Here is an 11,834-nt window from a genome sequence, read left to right on the forward strand (position 1 = left end):
GGGGGTGGGGCCTGGGGGCGACGGGGGGGGGGGGGGGGCGCGTTTGGGGTCCCCCCCCCGGGGGGGGGGGGGCCCCCCCCCCCCCCCCCGCCCCTGAGGTGTTGCATGGCGCCCGTCCCGGTTTGCTTCCCGCGTACTCTGGACGCTTGTCCACACCCTGGGGAAAGCGAGGCGCGACGTGTCGGAGGAAACTCCTGAGCTCAGTGGCGTCGACCTCGCTCGCGTCGCGCTGCGCGCGGCGAAGGACCAGGCCCGGGCTCGCGGCGAAGCCGCCTCGCAGCGGAAGCAGGCCCGCCGGACGGGACTGCGGTCCGGCGCTCGCGCGGACGGGCGTGACCCGCAGCCGCTGGGCAAGGCGATCACGCGGCTGCTCGCGGAGCGCGGGTGGGAGGCGCCCGCGGCTGTCGGCGGGGTGATGGGGCGGTGGCCGGAGATCGTGGGGAAGGACATCGCCGCGCACTGTGAGCCAGAACACTTCGACGACGAGGGCCGGGTCCTCTCCGTGCGCTGCAGCTCGACCGCCTGGGCTACCCAACTGCGCCTGATGGCACCGCAGTTGCTGCGTACCTTGAACACCTCCCTGGGGGACGGGACGGTCCGTTTCATCAAGGTCAACGGCCCCTCCACGGGCCCGGCCCGCTACCGCGGACGGCTGCGCGCTCCGGGCAGCAAGGGGCCCGGGGACACCTGGGGCTGAGCCCTTCCCGAGGTCTCCCAGGGGCCCACCAGAGGCCTCGTCGAGCCCTCTCCGCGCCTCCCGCCGAACCCCTGGCTGACGCTTACAGCAGGGGTGGTGACCCGCCGTAGGCGACGGATCCGAGAAACGGCCGTCAGAGCGCCGTAGGCCCCCTGGTCCGGTGTGGGGACATGTCGGACGGTGGTTGACGTCCGGCACGGGCCGTTCAGAGGGCGGCAAAGCCCCATCTCTGTCAGTCGTACGGGTAGACTGGAACCCAAACACTGCCGCTTGCGGTAAGAAGCGGTACTGAGTCGAACGCCGTGGCCGCCTCCAGCCTGCCCGTTGGGCGAGGGAGCGGCCCGCGCTGTGCCAGAGAGGGCGTTTCGTGGCCGAGTCCGGCAACCCCAACCAGTCACCTGACGAGAACGACGAGCTCGAGAAGTCGTACGACGCCAGCGCCATCCAGGTGCTGGAGGGGCTTGAAGCCGTACGCAAGCGCCCCGGCATGTACATCGGTTCGACCGGCGAGCGTGGCCTGCACCACCTGGTGCAGGAGATCGTGGACAACTCCGTCGACGAGGCCATGGCCGGCCACGCCGACAGCATCGAGGTGACGATCCTTCCGGACGGCGCGGTCCGCGTCGTCGACAACGGTCGTGGCATCCCGGTCGGTGTGGAGAAGACCACCGGCAAGCCGGCCGTCGAGGTCGTCCTCACCGTCCTGCACGCGGGCGGCAAGTTCGGCGGCGGCGGGTACGCCGTCTCCGGCGGTCTGCACGGTGTCGGCGTCTCCGTCGTCAACGCGCTGTCGACCCGGCTCGCCGTCGAGGTGAAGACCGACGGCTACCGGTGGACGCAGGAGTACAAGACCGGCGTGCCCGTGGCCGAGCTGGCCCGTCACGAGGAGACCTCGGAGACCGGGACCACGGTCACCTTCTGGGCCGACCCGGACATCTTCGAGACCACCGAGTACTCGTTCGACACCCTCTCCCGCCGGTTCCAGGAGATGGCCTTCCTCAACAAGGGCCTGGCCATCTCGCTGACCGACGAGCGTCCGGATCACACCGACGACGAGGGCAAGCCCAACTCGGTGCGGTACCACTACGAGGGCGGTATCTCGGACTACGTGAGCTACCTCAACTCCCGCAAGGGCGAGGTGGTCCACCCGACGATCATCGACTTCGAGGCGGAGGACAAGGAGAAGAAGATCTCCGCGGAGATCGCGATGCAGTGGAACACCTCGTACAACGAGGGCGTCTACTCCTTCGCGAACACCATCCACACCCACGAGGGCGGTACCCACGAGGAGGGCTTCCGGGCCGCGCTCACGGGTCTGGTCAACCGGTACGCGCGCGACAAGAAGCTGCTGCGCGAGAAGGACGACAACCTCACCGGTGAGGACATCCGCGAGGGTCTGACCGCGATCATCTCGGTCAAGCTGGGCGAGCCGCAGTTCGAGGGCCAGACCAAGACCAAGCTGGGCAACACCGAGGCCAAGACCTTCGTGCAGAAGATCGTGCACGAGCACTTCAACGACTGGCTGGACCGGAACCCGAACGAGGCCGCGGACATCATCCGCAAGGCGATCACGGCCGCGACGGCCCGTGTCGCCGCCCGCAAGGTCCGCGACCTGACGCGTCGTAAGGGCCTGCTGGAGTCGGCCTCGCTGCCGGGCAAGCTGTCGGACTGCCAGTCCAAGGACCCGACCGAGTGCGAGATCTTCATCGTCGAGGGTGACTCCGCCGGCGGCTCGGCCAAGCAGGGCCGTGACCCGCGGGTGCAGGCGATCCTGCCGATCCGAGGCAAGATCCTCAACGTCGAGAAGGCGCGCATCGACAAGGTGTTGCAGAACACCGAGGTCCAGGCGCTGATCTCGGCATTCGGCACCGGCGTCCACGACGACTTCGACCTGACCAAGCTCCGGTATCACAAGATCATCCTGATGGCGGACGCCGACGTCGACGGCCAGCACATCTCCACGCTGCTGCTGACCCTGCTGTTCCGCTTCATGCGTCCGCTGATCGAGGGCGGCCACGTCTTCCTGGCCCGCCCGCCGCTGTACAAGATCAAGTGGGGCCGGGACGACATCGAGTACGTCTACTCCGACCGCGAGCGCGACGCCTCCATCGAGGCGGGGCGCCAGGCAGGGCGCAAGCTCCCCAAGGACGACGCGATCCAGCGCTTCAAGGGTCTGGGCGAGATGAACGCCGAGGAGCTGCGGGTCACCACCATGGACCGCGACCTGCGCCTGCTCTCCCAGGTCACCCTGGAGGACGCCGCCCGCGCCGACGACCTCTTCTCCATCCTCATGGGCGAGGACGTCGAGGCACGCCGCTCCTTCATCCAGCGCAACGCCAAGGACGTCCGCTTCCTCGACGTGTAAGTCCTCCGGCAGCCGCGAAGAAGCTGCGCAGTCGCAGCGAAGCAGCAGCCCGGCAGCAAGCCAGCAGCGAAAGGAAACTGACCACCCGTGGTCGACGACAACAGCCCTGAGGGCGCGCAGCCGGAGGACCTCCCGGCCGAGGCGAACGGCCTCGACACCCGGATCGAGCAGGTCGAGCTCGAGACGGAGATGCAGCGCTCGTACCTCGACTACGCGATGAGCGTCATCGTCTCGCGTGCCCTGCCCGAGGTCCGCGACGGCCTGAAGCCCGTCCACCGCCGCGTCCTGTACGCCATGTACGACGGCGGCTACCGCCCCGAGAAGGGCTACTACAAGTGCGCCCGCGTCGTCGGCGACGTGATGGGTAACTACCACCCGCACGGCGACACCTCGATCTACGACACCCTGGTGCGTCTCGCCCAGCCGTGGTCGATGCGGATGCCGCTGGTGGACGGCAACGGCAACTTCGGCTCTCCGGGCAACGACCCGGCCGCCGCCATGCGGTACACCGAGTGCCGCATGATGCCGCTGGCCATGGAGATGATGCGGGACATCGACGAGGAGACCGTCGACTTCTCGCCGAACTACGACGGCCGCTCGCAGGAGCCGAACGTCCTGCCGGCCCGTTTCCCCAACCTGCTGGTCAACGGTGCCACCGGCATCGCGGTCGGCATGGCGACCAACATCCCGCCGCACAACCTGCGCGAGGTGGCCTCGGGTGCGCTCTGGTACCTGGCCAACCCGGAAGCCTCCAACGAGGAGCTGCTGGAGGCCCTGATCGAGCGGATCAAGGGCCCGGACTTCCCGACCGGCGCGCTGATCGTGGGCCGCCGCGGCATCGAGGACGCCTACCGGACCGGCCGCGGCTCGATCACCATGCGCGCGGTGGTCGAGGTCGAGGAGATCCACGGCCGTCAGTGCCTGGTCGTCAGCGAGCTGCCGTTCCAGGTCAACCCGGACAACCTGGCGCTGAAGATCGCCGACCTGGTCAAGGACGCCCGGATCGGCGGCATCGCCGACGTCCGCGACGAGTCCTCGTCCCGGACCGGCACCCGTCTGGTGGTCGTGCTCAAGCGCGACGCGGTCGCCAAGGTCGTGCTGAACAACCTGTACAAGCACACCGACCTGCAGACCAACTTCGGCGCCAACATGCTGGCCCTGGTCGACGGCGTGCCGCGCACCCTGTCGGTGGACGCGTTCATCCGTCACTGGGTCAACCACCAGATCGACGTGATCGTGCGTCGGACCCGCTTCCGGCTGCGCAAGGCCGAGGAGCGCGCGCACATCCTGCGCGGCCTGCTCAAGGCGCTGGACGCGATCGACGAGGTCATCGCGACGATCCGCCGCTCGGACACGGTCGACGTCGCCCGCCAGGGCCTGATGTCGCTGCTGGCGATCGACGAGATCCAGGCCAACGCGATCCTGGAGATGCAGCTGCGCCGTCTGGCCGCGCTGGAGCGCCAGAAGATCACGGCCGAGTACGACGAGCTGATGGCCAAGATCCGCGAGTACAACGCGATCCTGGACTCGCCGGCGCGGCAGCGCGAGATCATCTCCGAGGAGCTGACCGCGATCGTCGACAAGTTCGGCGACGACCGGCGCTCGACGCTGATCGCCTACGAGGGCGACATGTCCGTCGAGGACCTGATCGCCGAAGAGGACATCGTCGTCACCATCACCCGTGGCGGCTACGTCAAGCGCACCCGGTCCGACCTCTACCGCTCGCAGAAGCGCGGCGGCAAGGGCGTGCGCGGCGCACAGCTGAAGCAGGACGACATCGTCGACCACTTCTTCGTGACGACCACGCACAACTGGATCCTCTTCTTCACCAACAAGGGCCGGGTCTACCGCGCCAAGGGCTACGAACTGCCGGACGCCGGTCGTGACGCCCGTGGCCAGCACGTGGCCAACCTGCTGGCGTTCCAGCCGGACGAGCAGATCGCCCAGGTGATGGCGGTGCGCACGTACGAGGCCGCGCCGTACCTGGTGCTGGCGACCCGTTCGGGCCTGGTCAAGAAGACCTCGCTGAAGGACTACGACTCGCCGCGCTCGGGCGGGCTGATCGCGATCAACCTGCGCCAGGACGAGGAGGGCACGGACGACGAGCTGATCGGCGCCGAGCTGGTCTCGGCCGACGACGACCTGCTGCTGATCTCGAAGAAGGCGCAGGCCATCCGCTTCACCGCCACCGACGAGGCGCTGCGTCCGATGGGCCGCGCCACCTCGGGTGTGAAGGGGATGAGTTTCCGCGAGGACGACGAACTTCTGTCGATGTCCGTCATCCGGCCGGGTACGTTCGTCTTCACGGCCACCGACGGCGGTTACGCCAAGCGCACCAAGGTGGACGAGTACCGCGTCCAAGGGCGTGGTGGCCTGGGCATCAAGGCGGCGAAGATCGTCGAGGACCGCGGCTCGCTGGTGGGTGCGCTGGTCGTCGAGGAGTCCGACGAGATCCTGGCGATCACCCTCGGCGGAGGAGTGATCCGTACGCGGGTCTCCGAGGTCCGTGAAACCGGGCGTGACACGATGGGCGTCCAACTCATCAACCTGGGTAAGAAGGACGCCGTCGTCGGCATCGCCCGCAATGCGGAGGGCGCGGACGAGGTGGACGACGCCGAGGCCGATGAGTCTGCGGACGCGGCTTCGACGGCTGCGTCGGAGGAGTCGGCCGAGTCGGCCGGCACCGACGGCGCGACCGGCGACGAGGCGGCTCCCGCAGCGGAGTGATCTTGCTTTCTGGCACGGGCTCCGATGCGATCCGCCGGGGCCCGTGCCAGGATGCTGCCCAGATCAGTGCTTGCGATGTGAACAACGTGCGGGAATTGCGGGAGGACCAGGGTGAGTGGACCCACGGGAGCGGCCGGTGCCGCAGGGCGTGCGCAGGACGCCGCCGGTACGGGCGGCGGCACGCCCGGCCGTGACGCGGGCTCGACGTCGGTGATGCCCCCGGTCGGACCGGACGGCTCGGCCCAGACCCCCCGCCGCCGTCAGGGCGGCGCCAACGGCGAGCAGGCGCAGCAGCGTGCCGCCGCGGAGGCCTCGGGCGGTGCCGGTGACACCACGGCGGCCGGCGGCGGCTACTCGACGCCTACGACGTACTCCAAGGGGCAGCCGACCCCGCCGCGTGGCACTCCGGTGCCGGGTGGCCGCCCGTCGGGCAAGGCGCCGCGCCCGGGCAGCGGTGGCGCTGTAGGTGGCGGCGATGCCGCGCGCCGTCCGGCCCCGGCCGCCCCGCCGTCCGGCCGGACCCGTCGTGCCCGCCTCCGGGTGGTCCGCACGGACCCGTGGACGGTCATGAAGGTCAGCTTCCTGCTGTCGGTGGCGCTCGGCGTGGTGACCGTCGTCGGCGTCTCGTTGCTGTGGATGGTCCTGGACGCGGCCGGCGTCTTCAGCTCGGTCGGCGGCACGCTCCAGCAGGCCACCACCGGCGCGGACGCCAGCAGCGGGTTCAACCTGCAGTCGTACCTGTCGTTCGGCAACGTCTTCATGTTCACGCTGCTGGTCGCGGTGATCGACGTGGTGCTGCTGACGGCGCTGTGCACGCTGGGTTCGTTCATCTACAACACGGCCGCGGGCATGACCGGCGGGGTCGAGCTGACCCTCGCCGAGGAGGACTGACCGGGCCCCGCCCGGTGACCTCCAGGAACGGATTTGGGCAGACCGCTGCAGGTGCGCTAATCTTCTAACGCAACGCAGCGCGGGCCTATAGCTCAGACGGTTAGAGCGCTTCCCTGATAAGGAAGAGGCCACAGGTTCAAGTCCTGTTAGGCCCACCAGCGTCAACGCCCCGGATGGTTCTCCATCCGGGGCGTTTTGCATTCTCGTACGCCCATTGCGTACGCCAATAGACGCCACAGCGCACTGTTGCGGTGGCTCGGAGCTGATGCGCCGCTGAGTACTCCAGCTTTCCCGACACCGTGATCGACCCTGGGCTCACTGGCGAGCGGAGTGTCGACTGACTCGACGATGTCGACTGACTCGACGATGTCGACTGACTCGACACAATATGGTAAACTGGGGGTATGAACAACACTGATTCCCCCTCTGCTCGTGCTGCTGCCCTCGACGCCCTGAAGGACTGGGCCGACCGCAGGGCCAACATGGAGCCCGAGCGCCAGCAGCTGGTAGTCAACGCCTGGAACGTCGGGGCCCGGACGATCGCTGAACTTGCCCGCGCTGCGGGTGTTACCCGCGACACCGTGTACTCCGACCTGCGTGCCGCAGGTATCGACTACTCGAACAAGGATTACGATCCACGGCTGACCCGATTGGTTAAGGCTGTGGCCCAGATGGCCATGGCCTTCAATCCCGACACCAAGATCGGCGTGCAGACCCGAGCCGATTACGGTCCGGCCATGGCGGAGGCAGCCGCACTCCTCGTCCACTTCCAGGGCCCTGACCTGGTCGGGGCTGTCGGCCGTGTGCTGAGCCTCAGCCCGCATGGCCCGGAGGACCAGGCCATGCTCAAGCCGCAGATTGACGAGTTGGCAGCGGCCTACAGCGCCTACCTCAACCCGTTGACCGCTCCGATCCAGCGCGTCATGCGCCGCCCCGCCGCTCAGTAAGCCCGTTCTCGTCCAGCCCAGGGCCCGGCCGTTACCCGACGGCCGGGCCCTCAACCTTCATCACCTAGCGCCCGTTCAGGCCGTCGCGCAGCTTGGCGCTGACCTTCGCCGCGGCGGCGCGCTGTGTCTCCGTAGTGACGTGGGTGTAGATCTCCAGGGTCGTGGTGATCTGACTGTGGCGCAGAATCTTCTGAGCGTCACTCGGGTGGACGCCCAACCAGGCGAGCAGGCTCCCGCAGGTGTGACGAGTGTCATGCAAGCGGACGCGCCGCAGCTTCGACCGCTTCACGCGCCGCTGAAAGGTCTGGGAGAAGTGATCCGGGTCAAGCAGTCCCCCGGTCTCCGTGCTGAACACGAGATCCAGTTCGGACCAGTCCATACCTGCCCGGGCACGCTCCAACTCCTGGAGTCGACGCCGCTCGCCCAGCGCCTCGACGCAGAGCAGCGGGAGGGGCAAGGCGGCCTTGGACGAATCCGTCTTGAGGTCCACGTGAACGAGCCCCACCCCCGTCTTCCGCTGCACCTGCTTGCGCGGGTGCGCGACTCCCTGGCCGATGTCCAGGTCGATCCAGCGCAGGCCCAGCAGCTCGCCCCGTCGAAGGCCCAGCACGAGCGCCAGCACGAACGCCGCGTAGAGCCGGTGAGGGCGGGCGGACCGCAGGAAGCCGATCGCCTCTTCGGCGCTCCACGGGATGATCTCCTTGGACTCAGCCGACGGGATGCCGACCAGCACGGCGACGTTGCGGAGAAGCAGCTCTTCTCGCATCGCGGCGTTGAGCGCGTTCCGGAGCACCTTCATGCACTCCTGGCGCGTCGAGTCGCCCACCTCGTCATGGCGAAGCTGCGCGAGGAAGACGCGGATGTCCTTGACGCTCAGCTTGACCAGCTTCTTCTTCCCCAGCCTGGGGATGAGGTAGAGCCGGATCATGATCTCGTACTTGCTCGTCGTGTTGAACCGAAGGTTCGGGCGGATGACCTGCTCTAGCCAGTAGTTCAGGAAGTCGGCCACGGTCCATGCCTTGTCCGGTGTGGGGACTCCTTTGGACTCCTGCTCCTTGAGCTTGGACAGCTTCTCGTCTGCCTCGTCGTACGTCTTCCCGTAGGCGGACACGCGCTTGCGGAGGCCCTCCGTCGTAGTGACGTAGGTCCGCGCCTCGTAGGTCCCGTCAGCGCGCCGGGTGATGCTGCCGGACCCGTTGGGCCTGCGCTTTGCCAACTCAGTTCTCCTCGGTGATTCGGTGCCGCATGTAGGCGGCGAGGCTGTCAGTGGCGATACGGCGGCAGCGGCCGATCGTGAAACTGGCCAACTGGCGGGTCCGGATGAGGTCGTAGACGGTGCTCCGGCCGACCTTGAGGGCGGCCATGACCTCGGGGACGGTCAGAGCTTCGGGCGTCGCGGTGGTCAAGGGTCACTTCCTTGCGGGCAGGCGAGGGCAGGAAGGGTGTTGCGGAGCGTGATGGCGCTTGGGCGCGGGCGGCGTCGTGGGCCGGAAAGTGTCAGGGATGTCAGGGAAAATCGCTGACCTGGGGTTTTGGTCCCTGGCGGGGCGTCAGGGATTGTCAGGGATGTCAGGGAAAATCGGGTTTTCCTTGACATCCCTGACGTTCCCTGACAGCCGGTCAGGGCGTGTTTTTGCTGGTCAGGCTTTTTCCCTGACATCCCTGACGGTTACAGCCCTCCGAGCCCGTCCGGGGCCGTGCACAGGGAGGGGTGGACACGGTACGTAGTCGCCGGTTGGCGGCCCCGCTGCCCGGTCGTCGGGGGCTGGTCGGCGCGCAGGAAGCCGTGCTGCTCCAGGAGGCTCAGGGCCGGTTCGACGTCGGCGACCTTCTTGAACCGTCGGCTGCTGGCCACGGCGTCGTGGGCCTTGATGAGCGTCCGGAACGTGCCGTCCTGCCTGGGGCGCTGGAGCCATTGAAGGATGGCGTGGGCGTCGTCGGTGGCCGGGTCGGCGGCGATCAGGTCGAACACGGCCAAGGTGTGGGTGGTGTAGTACGCGGCGATCTCGGCGGCCCGGTCCACGCAATCGGCCGGCACGGGCTTGCCCCAGCCCGAGTTGATGTGGTCGGCGAGGTGGAGCAGGCCCGCGATGCGGACGGTGTGGCCGACCAGCTTCCCCGCCCAGTCCTTGATGTGGGCCAGCGGCTCATCCGGGCGGAGCTGATACTCCAACTGCTCTTGCAGACGTTCGACGGCGAGGTCCGCGGCTGCGTCGAGGGGGACCGTGACGGGCTCGGGAAGGTCCACCAGGGTCCGGATGAGCTGGGAGAGCCTGCCGTCGTAGCGGTTGGCCACCTGCTCCGGGATAGGGGTGGTGCGGATCTTCCGGTAGCCGACGTTCGACGCGGGCAGCGCGTACAGGAAGCGGGCCAACAGGCCACGGTCGCGGGCACCCTGCACGCTGCCGAGTTCCTGGAGAACGGCGGGCTGCGGCGTCACGCCGATGGTGAGCGCGGGCTTGTCCATCGTGGGCTGCTCGCGCGTCATCCGGTCGGTCTGGAGCCGCTCGCCCTTGTGGGCCTTGAGAAACACGCCCAGGTTCGGCTTCGCCGAGTACCGGCCCGCGATGATGTCGAACAGGTCCCCCTCGGGCGACAGGGCGGCGAGGCAGCGGTGGACGGAGAGCTGGTGGGAGAGCGGCTCGGGGGTGATGTCGCCGGAGACCGTGAGCCGGGGCGTGGGCGGGACGTGGATCTGCTCGGCGAGCATCCGGGCGGAGGCGATCTCGGTCACCAGGTAGGCCCGGTCCGCGTCCGGGTTCTTCCGAGCCTGCGCCATGAGCGCTTCCACTTCGGCTTCGGCGGCCTCCTTCTCGGTCTCCGCCTCGATGATCCGGCTCTTGGCCTCCTGCTTGAGCTCGTCTTCGAGCTGGTAGATGGGAGCGGTCATGAACGCGAAGACGTCGGACTTCCGGCTGGCCGGGGGCATCGCGCAGACCAGGAACAGGTTCGTCTGCTCGCTCCAGCCGGGCCGGATCTGGACATGCACCCTGCCGCCCGCACCGGTAGCCAGGGCGGCGAGTGCCATGGTCGCGGCCATGTCGGCGGGGGTCTGAGTGAACTCGGCTACGGCCTCGACCTGTTCGCGCACCCAGCCCGGCAAGGCATGGGTGGGGAACGGCGGGAGCTGGGCATGGGCGCCCAGCGGCGTCGGCTCGGCCCACGCGTCCCCGCTGGCGAGCTCCTGCAAGGCGGCGAGTGCGGCGCTGCGGATGTCGGCGAGGTTCGCGTGCCCGTCGCCCGCGAGGTGCGCGACACGGCCCGCCGCGTTGCTGATGCGGCGGCGCTCGGCGGCGGCGCGGACCAGTTCGGCGTAGTAGTCGCCGTTCGCGGCCGTGGGCGTGGCTTCCACGCAGGTGTGGAGGTAGGCGGCCCCGCCGACACGGTTCAGGTCGCCGCCCGCCCGAAGCGCGCCGGTCAGGAGCAGGGGGTCGATGGGCTGCCCTGCTCCAGCCATGCGGGTGATGGTGCGCCAGATGGTCTCGTGGGCGGGCCGGTGGAACACCCCGGGGCTACCGAGGATCTCGGCGAGGGCGGGGATGCGGGTGGGGTCGAGCAGGGCCGCGCCGATGACGGCCTGTTCGGCGGTGATGACCTCTGCGGGCTCGGGGTTGAACGGGATCACATTCGAGACGGGGGCGAGGTCGTGCTGTGCGGTCAAAGCAGGCTCCGATCCAGGGAGCAGGCGGCCCACACCCACGAGGTGCGGGCCGCAACGAACGGTGGTGGTCCTGCTCAGGCCGCGCGACGGACGCGGAAGGGGATCACGTCGGCCAGCTGCTCCGGGGCGGCCTCACCGCCCTCGGGCTGGGGCGGCGTCGGCTGGTGGTGGTCGGCGGCGTTCATCTCGCGGCAGACGGCCAGCGCGCCGCGCAGGTAGCGGCGGCGGGACTGCCCGGTCAGGATGCCGACGCCGAGCGCTCCGCCGAGCAGGATGCTCGGGCCGAACACGACCACGGCGGCGATGGTCTCGGCGTTCATGCCGCACCTCCCAGGGTGTTCAGTGCGAGGGCGGCGACGGTGGGGCCCAGTTCGTCCAGGCGGGTGCGGATGCCCTCCCACGACTCGTTGTCGATCGCGAGCAGCGCGCCCAGCGTGGCGGGCAGGTCGCCGCTCTGGGCGGCGGTGAGGGCGTCGCGGAAGTGCGCGGCGGCCAGGGGGCGGATGATCGGGGCGTTCATGGTGTGTGCCTCCGAAGCATGCGGGT

Annotated in this window: 10 protein-coding genes and 1 tRNA gene; 6 read left to right on the forward strand and 5 right to left on the reverse strand. The window is 68.9% G+C overall.

The features are described from left to right. Nucleotides 1–178 precede the first annotated feature (178 nt). The 6 genes from I2501_RS08970 (at nt 179) to I2501_RS08995 (ending at nt 7,627) form a co-directional block, all read left to right on the forward strand. Nucleotides 179–697, forward strand: coding sequence for a DUF721 domain-containing protein (locus tag I2501_RS08970; protein ID WP_328806280.1), 519 nt, complete (start codon nt 179–181; stop codon nt 695–697). A 367-nt stretch (nt 698–1,064) separates the two neighbouring features. Then, nucleotides 1,065–3,062: a DNA topoisomerase (ATP-hydrolyzing) subunit B gene (gyrB, locus tag I2501_RS08975; protein ID WP_196193330.1), complete on the forward strand. Its 1,998-nt coding sequence runs from the start codon at nt 1,065–1,067 to the stop codon at nt 3,060–3,062. Nucleotides 3,063–3,149: 87 nt separating this feature from the next. After that, a complete protein-coding gene (gene gyrA, locus I2501_RS08980; protein WP_196193331.1) occupies nt 3,150–5,789 on the forward strand; it encodes a DNA gyrase subunit A in 2,640 nt (879 codons plus the stop codon). Nucleotides 5,790–5,900: 111 nt separating this feature from the next. Then, nucleotides 5,901–6,680 (forward strand): DUF3566 domain-containing protein, encoded by a 780-nt coding sequence (locus tag I2501_RS08985; protein WP_328806281.1) that lies wholly within the window; start codon nt 5,901–5,903, stop codon nt 6,678–6,680. A gap of 81 nt (nt 6,681–6,761) precedes the next feature. Beyond that, a tRNA-Ile gene (locus I2501_RS08990) sits at nt 6,762–6,838 on the forward strand. A gap of 246 nt (nt 6,839–7,084) precedes the next feature. Continuing rightward, nucleotides 7,085–7,627: a hypothetical protein gene (locus I2501_RS08995; protein WP_196193332.1), complete on the forward strand. Its 543-nt coding sequence runs from the start codon at nt 7,085–7,087 to the stop codon at nt 7,625–7,627. Between the two features lie 64 nt (nt 7,628–7,691). On the opposite strand, the gene I2501_RS09000 is transcribed toward I2501_RS08995, so the two are convergent. The 5 genes from I2501_RS09000 to I2501_RS09020 all read right to left on the reverse strand — a co-directional run bounded on the left by I2501_RS09000 (nt 7,692) and on the right by I2501_RS09020 (nt 11,808). After that, on the reverse strand, nt 7,692–8,843 hold the full coding sequence (locus I2501_RS09000) for a tyrosine-type recombinase/integrase (RefSeq protein WP_196193333.1): 1,152 nt from the start codon (nt 8,841–8,843) through the stop codon (nt 7,692–7,694). A gap of 1 nt (nt 8,844) precedes the next feature. Beyond that, on the reverse strand, nt 8,845–9,033 hold the full coding sequence (locus I2501_RS09005; RefSeq protein ID WP_196193334.1) for a helix-turn-helix domain-containing protein: 189 nt from the start codon (nt 9,031–9,033) through the stop codon (nt 8,845–8,847). A 263-nt stretch (nt 9,034–9,296) separates the two neighbouring features. Further along, the gene (locus tag I2501_RS09010) at nt 9,297–11,288 is read right to left on the reverse strand and encodes a YfjI family protein (RefSeq protein ID WP_196193335.1); all 1,992 of its coding nucleotides are present in this window, start codon (nt 11,286–11,288) and stop codon (nt 9,297–9,299) included. A gap of 74 nt (nt 11,289–11,362) precedes the next feature. Then, entirely contained in the window at nt 11,363–11,608 is a 246-nt protein-coding gene (locus I2501_RS09015) for a hypothetical protein (RefSeq protein WP_196193336.1), read from the reverse strand. Beyond that, nucleotides 11,605–11,808: a hypothetical protein gene (locus I2501_RS09020; RefSeq protein WP_196193337.1), complete on the reverse strand. Its 204-nt coding sequence runs from the start codon at nt 11,806–11,808 to the stop codon at nt 11,605–11,607. Before I2501_RS09020 ends, I2501_RS09015 begins: the two co-directional genes overlap by 4 nt. Nucleotides 11,809–11,834 lie beyond the last annotated feature (26 nt).

Source organism: Streptacidiphilus fuscans (genome assembly GCF_015690355.1).
Classification (GTDB): Bacteria; Actinomycetota; Actinomycetes; order Streptomycetales; family Streptomycetaceae; genus Streptacidiphilus; species Streptacidiphilus fuscans.